The organism is Ignavibacteria bacterium (assembly GCA_041649015.1).
Lineage (GTDB): Bacteria > Bacteroidota > Ignavibacteria > Tepidaquicellales > Tepidaquicellaceae > CAIKZJ01.
Map to the genome: position 1 here is coordinate 440,927 of JBAZNU010000002.1, position 14,240 is coordinate 455,166.

The window sequence follows — 14,240 nt, forward strand, 5'->3', positions numbered from 1 at the left end:
TTTACAATTCGGATTTTAAAAATTTGCTATTGTTATAAATTCCATATGGTTTACATTTAACCTCAAAACCATTAAAAGGGGTATTTTTACTTTTTGATTTAAACTTTTTCGTGTCTATTACCCAATTCGTATTCGTATCAAGAATCGTCAGATTTGCTTTTTCTCCCACTCGCACAGTAATTCTTGGCAAATTCAGAAGTCGTCTTGGATTATCAGACATTTTCATTATCAGACTTTCTAAAGATATTAAACCAGTGCTAACTAAATATGTATAGCTTAATCCTATGCAGCTTTCAAGACCAACGATACCAAAAGGCGCTTTTGTCAGTCCAGCATGTTTTTCCTCACTGGTATGGGGAGCATGATCTGTACAAATTACCTGAATAGTATCATCCTTTATTCCAGCTAATATTCTATCTACATCTGTTATTTCCCTTAAAGGAGGATTCATTTTTGCATTACTTCCCTCTCGAATAACCATTTCATCAGTAAGTATGAAGTGATGAGGACAAGCCTCGCAAGTAATACTTTCATTAGTAGTTCTTGCATTTCTTATTAAATCAACAGTCTCTCCGCATGAAATATGCTGAACATGGTATTTTGTGCCTCTTATACTATTTGCCAGTTCTATATCATTCTTAACCGTCAGGGTTTCACTTTCATAGGGAATCCCTTCGACTTTCAATTCCTCTGATACTTTACCTTTATGAACTACGCCCTTACCACTTAACTTATAATTCTCAGCATGCTGTAAAAATGGTATTGAATATTCAGAAGTGTATTTAAAAGTCTCAATTAACACGTTTCTATTGAGCAAAGGACTGCCGTCATCAGTAAACGCTAATGCTCCAGCCTTCCGTAATTCATTTAAATCCGATAATTCATTTCCTTTTCTATTCTTAGAAGCACACGCAGAAACATTTACATCAACAATCATACCTCGAGCTTTTTGAAGAATGAAGGAAATGATTTCTCTGCTGTCTATCGGGGGTTTTGTATTCGGCATACAAAGGACACCAGTAAAACCGCCGTTAGCCGCCGATTTGACCCCTGATTCTATATCTTCCTTCTCCGTCTGACCCGGATCTCTAAAATGAACATGCATATCATAAAATCCCGGAACAACCGTTAAGTTTTCATCGCAAATTATTTCATCGTAGTCAGTTACAGAATTATTTCCCGGAATAACAATGTTTTCAATAATACCATTTCTTATAGATAAATCAAATTTACCTTTTAAATTATCTGAAGGAGATATTATGCTGATATTTTTAAAAAGAATGTTCAAAAATATTTATTTTGAGTGGGCAATACTGGATTCGAACCAGTGACCTCTTCCGTGTGAAGGAAGCGCGCTAACCAGCTGTGCCAATTGCCCTATATTCTTTTAATTTACAAACTATTAGCCAATAAGAAAATTCCATAAAATCGCATCAAGTATAAGTATCATTGCAGCACATATTACAAATGATTTGATTGTCGAAAGTCCAACACCTTCCGCACCACCTGACGTTTGAAAACCAACATAACAACCAATTGATGATATCGCGAGACCAAATACTGTTCCTTTTATAAAAGCAGCATTCACATCACCTATTTCAAATGATTTTCTGAATCCCGAAATAAATACTCCTCCTGATACATCCAGAAAAGTTGTGGAAACTATATATGAACCAAGAATTGCAATTGCACTCGAGTAAATAATCAGAACTGGCAGCATTATTGTTGTGGCAACTATTCTCGGTGTTGCGAGATATCTAATAGGATTTATCGCCATAGCTTCCAGAGCATCTATTTGCTCAGTCACCTTCATCGTTCCTATCTCAGCACTTATTGATGCTCCGACTCTGCCCGCGAGCACAATAGCCGACAAGACAGGACCAAGTTCAATTATGATTGCTTTCGGAGTAGCAGACCCAAGTATGCTCAAAGGTACCATTCCCCTCATTTGATACGCTGCCTGCCAGGCAGAAACTGCACCAGTAAATAAACCGATAATAGATACAAGGATAAGAGAATTAACACCAATATGAACCATTTGGTCAAGAATTAATTTTCTGTCGATAAATACTCTTGGCAAATACTTTACAACCTGAGACTGAAGTGTAAAATAGCCTTCAACGTCCTTGAAGAAAGTAAAAACTTTTCTATAAATTAATTCAATCAATTATTATGTTTATTTATTTATCATTCTTTGTACTTTTACCTGAAGAAGCCTGTTTCCTGATTTCTTCATAATCGTAAAAACAAACTCTTTGTAATCCACTCTTTCATAAATTTCAGGAACATGACCGGTTACCTTTTGAAGAAAACCGCTGAGCGTATGATAATCATCGTTGTCAATAGGAATATCTGATTTGAACTTCTGATTAAATTCTTCAATACTGATTATCGGATTGACAAGAAATATCCCAAGTTTATCTTTTTGTACATTACGCGTATCAATATCATATTCGTCCTCTATCTCTCCGACAATCTCTTCGATGATATCCTCAAGAGTAATCAGACCTTCAACGTTTCCATGCTCATTAACCACGATTCCCAGATGAATTCTTTTCTTCTGAAAATCTTTAAGAATCTCCCCTATCTGCTTTGTTTCCGGGACAAAATATACCGGACGTAAAATATCTGTCAGAACAATCAGATCTCTGAATTCCGCGGCACTGATAAGGTCTTTTGAATATATAATCCCTATAATATTATCTATTGAGTCCTTGAATACAGGTACTCTTGAATATCCTTCGTCAATTACCTTTTGAATTATTGCATCCCTGGTGTCGTCGATATTTATTGCAACGATATTATTTCTTGAAACCATAATATCACGAGCCAGCTTATCGTTGAAATCAAATATCTTTTCGATCAACTGATGCTCCGTTGAATCAATTACACCTGTTTTCCTGCCCTCAGAAATAAGATACCTAATTTCCCTTTCCGAATGATGAATATCCTCTTTTGTTATTGGTTTCAAACCTATTAACCTGATAAATCCGTTTGCAGAGATATTAAGTACAATTATCATGGGTTTAAAGATTGTGTAGATAATCTTCAAAGGGAATGATAACCACATTGATATCTGAAGCGGATATTGAATTGCAATCATTTTAGGTGCAAGCTCTCCGAAAGCAACTGTTATGAAAGTAATAAGTAAAATACCTACAATTGAAGATACTGAACCCGGTATAACGTTTCCCAGACCAATCAGACTGAATAAACTTCCGAATAATCTACCAAAAGAATCTTCACCAATCCATCCGAGTAACACATTAACAAGAGTAATTCCGACTTGTGCAGCAGAAATGTATTTATCTAAATTGTCCTTTACATTTCTAAGATATCTTTTACGAAGAGAATCCTTTTCATTGGAGTCTGTTTCTATCTCCGATTTTCTTACTTTAATAATCGCATATTCCAGTGCAACAAACAGTCCGTTTATCATCACAAGTACTGCAACCAAGAATATGTCGAACAATATTGATTTCAAACTTATTAGATGTCCTATCTGTTTTCCTTCAGGAATTTCAGGCGTTTTTCAAGTTTTTCTCTCGGAATTAATAGTTTACCTTTACCGAAAATTGCCTCCTCCTGTGATTTGAAAACTAACTCATATTCATCGCTCATAATAATTGCTTCCTCCGGACAAACCTCCTCACAGAATCCGCAAAATATACAACGTACCATGTTTATTTCGAATTTTTCCGGATATCTTTCTTTATCAAGGTCAGTCTCATTTGCCTGTACTTCTATTGCGAGAGCCGGGCATACTCTTGAACACAATCCGCAAGCAACGCATCTTTCAACTCCATTTTTTTCGAGTACTAAAACCGGTCTTCCCCTGAAACTCGAAGGCGTACTCCATTTTTGTTCAGGATATTGTCTTGTGAATTTAGGCTTGAACATCTGCTTGAATGTCAAAGCCATTCCCTTCGCTATCTGCGGCAAATAAGTTTTATCAAAAAATGTTAAATCTTTATTCTTTATATATTTCATGTATTATATCAAATTTTAATCATAGTTTGATTAAGAACACCGGTTGTTAAGACATTTCAAATTTATTTTATCAAAAGCATTTTCTTCACTGAAGAAAACGATTCTGATTTCAACGAATAATAATATACTCCAGAGGTAAGATTATATTTTGAAGCATTAAAATCGAAAGTATATTTACCTGCTGCTATTGTTTCATTGTTTATCAGGTTTGCTACTTCATTACCCAAAATGTCGAATACTTTGAGTGATACATTCTCCCTTTTCCCAAGAGAAAAATTAATCTTAGTTGTCGGATTAAACGGATTAGGATAATTCTGTTCCAATTTGTATCCATCGACAACACTTGAGATTTGTCTTATCCCAACAGGACCTAAGTGAACCTTAAAAGTATCAGTTAAAAAATTACTTGGATTATTATTCACCCATGCTTTGATAATAACTGTACCCATGCCTACTGTGATACCGTTGAAATAGATATCTAAAGTGTCTTGCTGCCCGGGTAATATGGTCAAAGGGCTTGAACTTGGAGGAACGGAATCAAGGAAAGGAGCATAACAGAACCCCCTAAGGCACATACTGGTTGTCCAGTCCGGTGCAGGAAGGTCGTTAAGAATTCTGAAAAAGGAAAAATCAAGGTTAATACTTCCTGTATTCTTGAAAACTGCTTTCGTTTTAGTAGCGACCATAAACGATGTATCGCCGTATACAATTGCAGGAGTAAACCTTTGGAAAGTAAATGTCTGAGATTTGGTGAAACTTGTTATTACAAATAATAACAACAAAAGGTGTAATAATTTTTTCATTTTATATTTAATTAGTTCGAGATAATAATCTGTAATAATTTTTTTCTGCTACTTTATAACCGGGATTAATAGAAAATGCTTTCTTGTATTTTGATATTGATTCAAACCATAATCCAAGCTTTTCATAAACGACACCAAGATTGTAATGAGCAAATTCCCTGTTTTCGTATTTCTCTGCTTTTATAGCGAGCTCCAGCCATGCAATAGCTTCTTCATACCTCCCGAGTCTTATCAGGTATGCGCCAATATCATTATAGGGATTACCGAAATCAGGATCTAATTCAATAGCATTCTTGCATTCCTCAATTGCATTTTCAAGGTCTCCCTGTGAACTTAAAGCCCAACCTAAAAAAGTATATGCTTCAGCTGTAGGATAATAATCAAGAGATTTCTTGTAATGCTCAATAGCTTGCTCGGTATCACCTGACATCTGAAGCTTATAAGCTTTTTCAAAAAAGTCCTTAGATATTTCAATTAAATATTTTGCATCCATTTAATCAGTATTTATTAATATATCCAACTCAACAAATATACCAAAAGTTTCGTTCTTTAAAAATTCAATAACCTCTATTTTTGGCTTAAAAGTGCTTTTTTGAAAGCAGATACAAATTTAGATAAATAAAAAAGGGTTGCCGTTTCCAGCAACCCTTCCATACAAATTGTAACAATTACTATATGTTCTAAATTAGTTTAGTTTTAAAGTTTTGTAACATTTGCTGCTTGAGGTCCCTTTGGTCCGTCTTCAATTTCGAATTCGACTGTGTCGCCTTCGTTAAGAGTTTTATAGCCTTCGCCTAAAATTGCATTAAAATGTACGAATACATCTTTTTTACCGGCTACGGTGATAAATCCAAAACCTTTTGAGGAGTTGAACCATTTTACAGTACCTTTTTCCATTGTGTTTCCTTTCAAGAAATTATTAATTTTTTACTTCCGGATAATCCGGAATTTACATTTTCATATAAATACTATGTGTGATTGTGTTTATTTCCATCTATCTGAGGGGTATCTATTAAAGAGTAGACCTGCAGAACTAAGAAGATTTCTTCGTAGCGGTTAAACAAACTTATTACAAATAACTATTTATACTTGGCACAATATGTGTTTAATAAAGATAAATAGCAAGCTAAAAATAATTAAAAATAATTACCGGTTTTCCAATTAATTCTAATTATCCTCTTTACAATAATTCCCTCATTTTTATCGAAAATAAAAATATATGAATTAACTTTCAAAAATAAAATATATATATTTCTTAAATGTCAAAAATTGCTGTAATATTAGGTTCAGGTCTTGCGAAGTTTAAAAACGAAATTTCGTCGGCGAATGTAGTGTATTCCGAACTCGGCGGGATTCATGAAAAGCAGGTTATTGAGGGAAAGATTGGAGACAAAAATATTGTTTTATTTACAGGCAGAAATCATTTTTATGAGACACATTCAAGAGAAAAAGTTTTCAGAAATATTTTGATTGCTAAAGACATGAATGTTGATTTCATGGTAGTAACTAATGCTGCCGGCGGGTTAAATCCTAATTTTAAAGTATCTGACCTTATGCTGATTAAGTCATATATTAACTTTTTTAATATCCCGCTTGTTGATAAGCAAAACCTGTATTTCGATAACGAACTGTTTAACTGGGCAAAAGAAAAAGCCGAATCGAATAAAATCCGCATTCATGAGGGTAATTACTATGCGTCATTCGGTCCTGTTTATGAAACGCAGTCTGAAATAAATTTCATAAGAAACGCAGGTGCTGATTGTGTTGGTATGTCAACAATTCCTGATATTATAAAAGCAAATGAACTCGGGATTAAGACACTTGGAATTTCCTGCATAACGAACAAGTTGTATTTCGGGGTTAATAATACAATAACCCACGATGAAGTAGTTTCAGCCGGTAATAAAGCATACAAGGTTTTTTCAAATTTCTTAAAAGTTATTATTAATGATTATTGATACTCATGCCCATTTGTATTATCCGGAATTATCTGACAATATAAATGAAATAATTGATAAAGCACTTAGAGCCGGTGTCGAGAAGATTATTGTTCCCGCAATTGATTTAGAAACCACGGATAAAATACTGAACCTTTCGGCAACTCATGAAATTATCTATGCCGTAATCGGATTCCATCCCTGCGATATACAAAAATTAAATGAAAAAGATTTTCAGTCTCTCGAAAATTATCTGACTGAGAAAAAAGTTGTTGGAATTGGTGAAACCGGACTTGATTATTACTGGGACAAAACATATAAGGATAAGCAGAAAGATTTCTTTAAACGTCATCTTGAGTTGTCTGAAAAATACGATCTACCGATTGTAATCCACACCCGTGATTCCATAAAAGATGCAATAAAGATTATAGAAGAATCGAAACACGAATGCAGCGGTCAGTTCCATTGCTTCCCTGGGGATAAAGAAGACCTTAAGAATATTTTAAACTTCAAAACCTATTTCTTATCTTTCTGCGGAAACATAACCTACAAGAATTTTAATTCACTCGATGCCGTACATGATGCACCGCTTGATATACTTCTTGCGGAAACTGATTCTCCTTTTCTTACTCCTGTTCCTCACCGAGGTAAGAAAAATCAACCTGCTTTTATTTTAAATACTATCAAAAAGATTGCTGAAATAAGAAATATTGATTTAAATATTCTCGAGGACAATCTTGAAGCAAATACACGCAGATTGTTCAAAAAAGCATTTCAATAAAATATTACACTCCGCATACTTATCGACCCCATATCAATCTTATCATTGAAGAATTCATATTTGTCAGACTTTTCTCTCAGTCCCAATGTATAAAATAACGGTAAGAAGTGGTCATTAGTCGGATGTGCTGAATATCCAATCTCTCCAAGTTTTTCGTATTCAGTTAAAGTCGAAGGTGTATCATTCTCAATACTTTTCTTTACTATTTCGTCAAACTCCAGAGCCCAGTCGTAAGGCTGCTGTTCGCCTCTCAATTTAACCTTTCTTAAATTGTGAACCACATTCCCGCTTCCAATCACAATTACTCCCCTATTTCTGAGAAATGAAAGTTCTTTCGCAAGATTAAAATGATAATCAGCAGATTTTGTAATATCAACACTCATTTGATATACCGGGATATTAGCATTGGGATACATGTTCATTAAAACTGACCATGCTCCGTGATCGAGACCGTAATCTGAATCCTTCAATATTTTAGCCATGTCACTTTAGAAATTGTTTCCTCGGCATAATTTCTCGCTCCCGAAACTGGATAATTCACCTTAAATAGTTCGTCAGGAAAACCATAAAAATCATGTATGGTTTGCGGTTTATCAGTAACAGAAACAAAAGTGCCCTTAGTCAACCAATGGGCAGAAATGCATAGTACTGCTGACGGACGAACTAATCTGCTTCCTAATTCACACCAAGTTATCCTGTATTCATTGTCGGTGATAGCATTCATTGGATTACCATGTCCCACAAAAACAACGGGCATTCTTTCTGATAATTTAGAATTCCTTAATTCCTCATGTAGTTCTTTTGTATTCATATGTTTATATAAATTTAACAACTACATATTCATAAACATCTCATAAAATATGTGCTAAATAATAAATCTTGATTAACTTAACAAAAACATATATATTTGTTGAACATTACTTAACTAAAATTATAGTATCATGGACAATAACTTACACTTTCAGGACAGCGGTTCGACATTTACACCACCGCCTCCTCCGCCACCACCTCCACCACCGCAACCGACTATGGGCGGAAGTGGTAATTATTCAACGGGAAAAGCAAGCAGCAGTGCAATCTGGGCTCTTATACTTGGCATATTATCATGGGTAGCTTGTGGTATATTTGCAGCTATTCCTGCCTGGATAATTGGAAAAAAGGAAATTGCGGCTATAAAAGCTGGTCAGTCTGATTCTGCCGGTAAGACCATGGCACAAATCGGTATGTGGCTTGGAATAATTCAGGTTATAGTAGCTATTATCGCTTTAATAGTAATATTAATCATATTGATGCTTGGTGGATTTGCAGCATTGATGGAAAGTTAAACTATTTTTAAATATGGCTGTCAGTTAGAAAATTGACAGCCTTTTTATTTATGAAAATTAAAATATCAAAATTTAATCAAGCCATAGATTGTGAATTACCAAAATATGCCACAACAGACTCCGCAGGTATGGATCTCTCTTCTTCATCATTAGAGCCAATTATTATTAAACGCGGTAAGTACTGTCTCATTCCAACAAACCTTATAGTCGAAATTCCATCCGGTTACGAAGGACAGGTAAGACCTCGCAGCGGTCTTGCTCTCAAACATGGTATAACTGTTCTTAATTCTCCAGGTACAGTTGATGCAGATTACAGAGGCGAAGTAAAAGTTCTTCTTATAAATCATGGAGATGATGATTTTGAAATAAATTTCGGAGATAGAATTGCTCAGTTAGTAATTGCAAAACATGAAAAAGCAATTCTGGAATTCGATAATAATATTTCAAAGACCGATAGAGGTACAGGAGGTTATGGCAGCACAGGGAAATAAAAAGTCAAAGAGCAAAATATTTAACAAAACATTCAAAGAAATTCAACTTTTCAATATTGATAAACTTTTAAATTCTGATATTAACAATAAATCCTCTGATTCTGTTAAAGGAAGACTGATACTCGTTACAACCCCCATCGGTGATTTTCATGATATAACTTATCGTGCCTTGTATTCAATCAAAGATTCAGAATATCTCTTGTGCGAAGATACAAAAGAGTCCTCAAAACTCTTAAGGGCATTCGGCATTAAAAAGGATTTGAACCTTCTTAATGAACATAACGAATCTGTGGTTGTTCCCGAAATACTAAAATTACTTCTAAGCGGTGTAAATGTGACTTTAATTTCTGATTGCGGTACACCCGCATTTGCAGACCCGGGACTTAAACTCGTTAATGAATGTATTCAAAATGATATTAAGATTGACTTTGTACACGGAGCAAATTCGGTTATATCCGCAATTACAATTTCCGGCTTTGATATAAGCCGTTTCTATTTCTACGGATTCTTGTCACCAAAAAATGAAATAAGGATTAAAGAACTAAAGAACATTTCATCACTCCCCCATCCCGTTATTTTAATGGATACGCCCTACAGGATGTCTAATCTCATTAATGACCTCTTAGCTATCTTTCCCGACAGGAATATATTTCTTGCATTAAACCTCTCAACAAAAGAAGAAAAGCATTTACGGGGAAAACCATGTGACATTAAATCACAACTTTCTGCATACTTTGGTGAAAGTAAACCGAAAGCTGAGTTTATTGTCGTACTAGATAAACTTCCAAAACATATACCTGTAAAACAGAATCCCTCTTAAATTCCTATTTTAATTTTTTCTTTACTTATTACATAATATTTAACATACTTAATTATTATTTTATAATTACATAATCAGCTATTGTTCGTTAATAAATTGCTTTTAAAAAAATAATTTACGCTTAACTTATATAATAACATTTCATTATTTCAACATCGCATAAACATCCGATTAGCATCCCATATGCATACGTTACTTATTCTTAAAGAACCCAAAAAACAATACTTCAAATAGTACAATTCCTCGCCAAAATACTATCAAAATGAATTGAAAAAGGGGTTTATAATCGCTAATTTGTAGCATGACTTCTTATAAATCCTCAGGAGTAAATATTCATAAAGCAGAAAAATTTGTAGAACGGATAAAACCGCTCGTTAAGCAAACTTTTAGCAAAAATGTATTATCGGGTATAGGAAATTTTGGTGCTTTCTATGAGCTAAACATGAAAAACTATACAAAACCTGTATTCGTTTCGAGTACTGACGGAGTCGGTACCAAGGTTAAGATTGCAGCTATGCTTAACAAATATGATAATATCGGAGAGGATTTAATTAATCATTGTGTAAACGATATTGCCGTATGCGGTGCAATTCCCCTTTATTTTCTCGATTACTATGCGATGGGTAAGCTGAACGTTAACAATTCAGTGGATGTTGTTAAAGGACTTGTAAGAGGATGCTTGCGTAATTCAATGTCCTTAATTGGCGGTGAGACTGCCGAAATGCCCGGAGTGTATTCTGAAAACGATTTTGACCTTGCGGGAACAATAGTAGGAGTTGTTGATAAAAAGAAGATTGTCAGTTCCGGGAATGTAAGGAAAGGAGATGTTCTTGTTGGTTTTAAATCAACGGGACTTCATACTAACGGATATTCACTCGTTAGAAAGATTTTCAGCACTAATGATTATAAAAAATATTTTCCGGAATTAAAAAATACACTTGGGAAAGAGCTTCTTAAAGTTCATAAATCTTATTTGGATATTATACAGATCTCATTAAAGAAATTCGAAGTAAACTCATTTTCCCATATTACAGGCGGCGGAATTGAAGGTAATACAAAAAGAGTTATACCCAAGAGCCTGAAACTGGAGGTAGATTGGTCTTCGTGGGAGCGTCCCCCAATTTTTAATCTGATTCAGAGGAAAGGCTGCGTTTCTGAAAACATTATGCGAGAAACACTCAATCTTGGTATAGGTCTAATTGCAATTCTTCCCTCAAGCATTGCGGATAAATACTGCGATTTCTGGAATAGCAAAAAAGAGAAGTGCTTCATCATCGGAAGCATTCATTAAATTATAATAATTCATTCATATTTTAAATTAGGAGTAATATGCAAAAAGTCGTTTCTATTCAGCCCGAAAAAGTTCAGGATTCATTAAGAAAACACATGCTGGTCGATGGTTTTGACATGACGCTTGACCTTGATAAGTCAAATCACGGGTATCTATACGACTCAAAGAGTAAAAAATATTTTCTCGATTTTTTCACGTTTGTTGCTTCAAATCCGCTTGGTATGAACCATCCGAAGCTCAACAATCCCGAGTTTATTAACAAAATCGGAAAACTTGCACTTAATAAACCCTCTCTATCGGATGTTTACGCTCAGGAACAAGCAGAGTTTGTTGAAACTTTTTTCAACATTGCTGTACCTTCATATTTTAAATATTCATTCTATATAGAAGGAGGTACGCTTGCAGTTGAAAATGCGATAAAAGCTGCTATAGACTGGAAAGTTCAGAAGAATTTTGCTAAGGGTTACAAAGAAGAAAAAGGTCAGCAGATAATCCACTTCAAGGAAGCATTTCACGGCCGCTCTGGATACACGCTATCTTTGACTAACACTGACCCGGTGAAAATCGCTTATTTCCCGAAATTCAAATGGCCCAGAATATCAAATCCAAAAGTATTGTTCCCTCTTAACGATGAAAATCTTGCTAAAGTTATTGAAGCTGAAAAGCAATCTATCGCAGAAATAAATAAAGCCATAGCGGAAAACAAAGACGATATCGCTGCAATCATATTAGAGCCTATTCAGGGAGAAGGCGGTGATAATCATTTCAGGAGAGAATTCTTCATGCAGTTAAGACAGATATGCAATGAGAACGAAATACTTCTTATATTTGATGAAGTCCAAACAGGAATTGCCCTTACAGGAAAATGGTGGGCACATCAACATTTTGTAAAACCGGACTTGATTTCTTTTGGAAAGAAGACGCAAGTATGCGGTGTTCTCGCAACAGACAGAATGGATGAAGTGGAAGAAAATGTATTTCGTAAATCAAGCAGAATAAACTCTACATGGGGCGGAAATATTGTTGACATGTACAGGTTTAAGAAAATTCTTGAAGTTATAGATGAAGAAAACCTTGTCGAGAATTGCAAAATCAACGGAGATTATTTAAAGACTAAAATGGAATCACTTTGCAATAAGTATCCGGATAAAATTAGTGCTCCGCGAGGACTTGGTTTGTTTGCTGCATTTGATATTGCCAGTACTGATTTAAGGAATAAGATAACAGCGGAATCGTTAAAGAATGGTCTTATGATTCTTGGATGCGGCGTCCGCAGTATAAGATTCAGACCTCCTGTTACGATTACAAAAGAGCATATTGATGAAGCATTCGTAATTCTTGATAAAGTTATTAGCAATACTTAATTAACTTTATAAATCGATTTCGAACCTTATTGCATCAGGAATACATTGAACGACAGAATTAAAAATAGTTTCATAGAATATTTAAAGAAAAACAATCACAGAATCACTAACGAGAGATTTCTTATTCTTGATTCAGCACTTTCTATGGAGAAACATTTTGATGCCGATGAATTGTACAATAAAATGAAGCTTGAATACATAAAAGTTTCGAGAGCTACTGTTTACAATACACTCGAACTTATGAATAAATGCAAGATTCTGACTAAACATAATTTCAAAGGTGATAGAGCACGATACGAGAAAAAATATGGCAGAAAGAATCATTACCATATTATATGCCTTAAGTGTAATAAAATAATTGAATTTGAAAACAGTTCAATCGAAAAAACGCTTACAAAATTGTGCAATTCAAGAAATATGGTGCTTTTTGATCACTCAATTCAAGTATTTGCGTCATGCAAAGATGATTCGGGCTGTAAAGGTTTGCAAAGAAACTGATTGCGTTTATCAAGCGGAATTCTGTATGAATATTACCTTGAATATACTAAAAAATAAGTCTATTTTACAACTTTTGAATTTTTAATAAATACATTTAAATATAATGAAGAGAACTTATCAACCAAGCAACACAAAGAGAAAGAATAAACACGGTTTTCGTGAGAGAATGGCGACTAAAAACGGGAGAAAAGTACTCGCCAGCAGAAGAGCTAAAGGCAGAAAGAAACTTACTGTCAGCGACGAGTACACCAGATAGTATTTTAGATTTATTGAATGTCTTACGACAAAGAAATTGATCGTAGTTTAGGAAAAAATGAAATTATAAGAGGTTACGAATCGTTTAAGAAAGTCTTCGCGAGTTCAAAAGTTTTAGTAAACGGATATTTGAAATGCTATTTACAGTTTGATAATGATTTAACAAGCCCACAATCTCTTAAAGTGGGCTTTACTGTTTCAAAAAGGAAAGTCAGGAAAGCATTCGTAAGGAATAGGATCAAAAGGCTTTTAAAAGAAGCATACAGAAATGAAAAACACAGATTATTGATGAAACAAAATATAAGGATTATATTTACTTTAAGTGATTCAGGCAGCAATTCGATTAATCTGCTTTACAAATCCGGTTTCATTCTTTTCACGGAAAACATGAGAAGTTTGTTTGAGACTATCAACATAACATACGCTCGATCATGAAATACATTATGATAGGAATAATAAAGCTTTATCAGTACATTATTTCTCCCTTGTTTCCGCCGTCCTGCAGATTTTATCCAACCTGTTCAAATTATTACATTGAGGCTTTAAAGCTGCACGGATTTTTTAAAGGTAACTTTCTGGGAATAAAGCGAATTGTAAAATGCAACCCTTTGTTTGAAGGAGGAATAGATAATGTCCCTGAGAAAGGCAGCAATATTTTTAAATTAGATAAATATAATAAGTAAAA

Annotated in this window: 20 protein-coding genes and 1 tRNA gene; 11 read left to right on the forward strand and 10 right to left on the reverse strand. The window is 34.4% G+C overall.

Going from position 1 to position 14,240, the window contains the following annotated elements:
* Position 1: 1 nt before the first annotated feature.
* The 8 genes from WC644_05060 to WC644_05095 all read right to left on the reverse strand — a co-directional run bounded on the left by WC644_05060 (position 2) and on the right by WC644_05095 (position 5,690).
* Positions 2–1,288: a dihydroorotase gene (locus WC644_05060; GenBank protein ID MFA5011306.1), complete on the reverse strand. Its 1,287-nt coding sequence runs from the start codon at positions 1,286–1,288 to the stop codon at positions 2–4.
* Between the two features lie 16 nt (positions 1,289–1,304).
* Positions 1,305–1,378, reverse strand: a tRNA-Val gene (locus WC644_05065).
* 24 nt (positions 1,379–1,402) lie between these two features.
* Complete coding sequence (locus tag WC644_05070; GenBank protein MFA5011307.1) at positions 1,403–2,167, reverse strand: ABC transporter permease; 765 nt, start codon at positions 2,165–2,167, stop codon at positions 1,403–1,405.
* Between the two features lie 9 nt (positions 2,168–2,176).
* Complete coding sequence (locus WC644_05075) at positions 2,177–3,484, reverse strand: hemolysin family protein (protein ID MFA5011308.1); 1,308 nt, start codon at positions 3,482–3,484, stop codon at positions 2,177–2,179.
* Positions 3,485–3,498: 14 nt separating this feature from the next.
* Positions 3,499–3,990 (reverse strand): NADH-quinone oxidoreductase subunit NuoI, encoded by a 492-nt coding sequence (gene nuoI, locus WC644_05080; protein MFA5011309.1) that lies wholly within the window; start codon positions 3,988–3,990, stop codon positions 3,499–3,501.
* A 62-nt stretch (positions 3,991–4,052) separates the two neighbouring features.
* The gene (locus tag WC644_05085) at positions 4,053–4,793 is read right to left on the reverse strand and encodes a T9SS type A sorting domain-containing protein (protein MFA5011310.1); all 741 of its coding nucleotides are present in this window, start codon (positions 4,791–4,793) and stop codon (positions 4,053–4,055) included.
* Positions 4,794–4,800: 7 nt separating this feature from the next.
* Complete coding sequence (locus tag WC644_05090) at positions 4,801–5,286, reverse strand: tetratricopeptide repeat protein (GenBank protein ID MFA5011311.1); 486 nt, start codon at positions 5,284–5,286, stop codon at positions 4,801–4,803.
* A gap of 203 nt (positions 5,287–5,489) precedes the next feature.
* Positions 5,490–5,690, reverse strand: coding sequence for a cold-shock protein (locus WC644_05095; protein MFA5011312.1), 201 nt, complete (start codon positions 5,688–5,690; stop codon positions 5,490–5,492).
* A gap of 362 nt (positions 5,691–6,052) precedes the next feature.
* Between WC644_05095 and WC644_05100 the strand changes: the two genes are divergently transcribed.
* The gene (locus WC644_05100; GenBank protein MFA5011313.1) at positions 6,053–6,751 is read left to right on the forward strand and encodes a purine-nucleoside phosphorylase; all 699 of its coding nucleotides are present in this window, start codon (positions 6,053–6,055) and stop codon (positions 6,749–6,751) included.
* Positions 6,741–7,511: a TatD family hydrolase gene (locus WC644_05105; GenBank protein ID MFA5011314.1), complete on the forward strand. Its 771-nt coding sequence runs from the start codon at positions 6,741–6,743 to the stop codon at positions 7,509–7,511. The genes WC644_05100 and WC644_05105 overlap by 11 nt, the downstream gene beginning before the upstream one ends.
* Here WC644_05105 and WC644_05110 read toward each other — a convergent pair.
* Complete coding sequence (locus tag WC644_05110) at positions 7,505–7,993, reverse strand: class III extradiol ring-cleavage dioxygenase (GenBank protein ID MFA5011315.1); 489 nt, start codon at positions 7,991–7,993, stop codon at positions 7,505–7,507. The genes WC644_05105 and WC644_05110 overlap by 7 nt on opposite strands.
* Positions 7,978–8,322: a class III extradiol ring-cleavage dioxygenase gene (locus WC644_05115; GenBank protein ID MFA5011316.1), complete on the reverse strand. Its 345-nt coding sequence runs from the start codon at positions 8,320–8,322 to the stop codon at positions 7,978–7,980. The genes WC644_05110 and WC644_05115 overlap by 16 nt, the downstream gene beginning before the upstream one ends.
* A 130-nt stretch (positions 8,323–8,452) precedes the next feature.
* Between WC644_05115 and WC644_05120 the strand changes: the two genes are divergently transcribed.
* The 9 genes from WC644_05120 (at position 8,453) to yidD (ending at position 14,238) form a co-directional block, all read left to right on the forward strand.
* On the forward strand, positions 8,453–8,836 hold the full coding sequence (locus tag WC644_05120; GenBank protein MFA5011317.1) for a DUF4190 domain-containing protein: 384 nt from the start codon (positions 8,453–8,455) through the stop codon (positions 8,834–8,836).
* Positions 8,837–8,886: 50 nt separating this feature from the next.
* Positions 8,887–9,327, forward strand: a complete 441-nt coding sequence (dut, locus tag WC644_05125; protein ID MFA5011318.1) for a dUTP diphosphatase — start codon at positions 8,887–8,889, stop codon at positions 9,325–9,327.
* Entirely contained in the window at positions 9,245–10,147 is a 903-nt protein-coding gene (locus tag WC644_05130) for an SAM-dependent methyltransferase (protein ID MFA5011319.1), read from the forward strand. Before dut ends, WC644_05130 begins: the two co-directional genes overlap by 83 nt.
* Positions 10,148–10,448: 301 nt before the next feature.
* Complete coding sequence (gene purM / locus WC644_05135; protein MFA5011320.1) at positions 10,449–11,438, forward strand: phosphoribosylformylglycinamidine cyclo-ligase; 990 nt, start codon at positions 10,449–10,451, stop codon at positions 11,436–11,438.
* Positions 11,439–11,476: 38 nt separating this feature from the next.
* Positions 11,477–12,802 (forward strand): L-lysine 6-transaminase, encoded by a 1,326-nt coding sequence (gene lat, locus WC644_05140; protein ID MFA5011321.1) that lies wholly within the window; start codon positions 11,477–11,479, stop codon positions 12,800–12,802.
* Between the two features lie 45 nt (positions 12,803–12,847).
* On the forward strand, positions 12,848–13,300 hold the full coding sequence (locus WC644_05145) for a transcriptional repressor (GenBank protein MFA5011322.1): 453 nt from the start codon (positions 12,848–12,850) through the stop codon (positions 13,298–13,300).
* 103 nt (positions 13,301–13,403) lie between these two features.
* Positions 13,404–13,556, forward strand: a complete 153-nt coding sequence (gene rpmH, locus WC644_05150) for a 50S ribosomal protein L34 (protein ID MFA5011323.1) — start codon at positions 13,404–13,406, stop codon at positions 13,554–13,556.
* Positions 13,557–13,573: 17 nt separating this feature from the next.
* Positions 13,574–13,990 carry a ribonuclease P protein component gene (rnpA, locus tag WC644_05155; protein ID MFA5011324.1) on the forward strand — a complete coding sequence of 139 codons (417 nt, stop codon included), beginning with the start codon at positions 13,574–13,576 and terminating at the stop codon, positions 13,988–13,990.
* Positions 13,987–14,238, forward strand: coding sequence for a membrane protein insertion efficiency factor YidD (gene yidD, locus WC644_05160; GenBank protein ID MFA5011325.1), 252 nt, complete (start codon positions 13,987–13,989; stop codon positions 14,236–14,238). Before rnpA ends, yidD begins: the two co-directional genes overlap by 4 nt.
* The last annotated feature ends 2 nt before the right edge of the window (positions 14,239–14,240 follow it).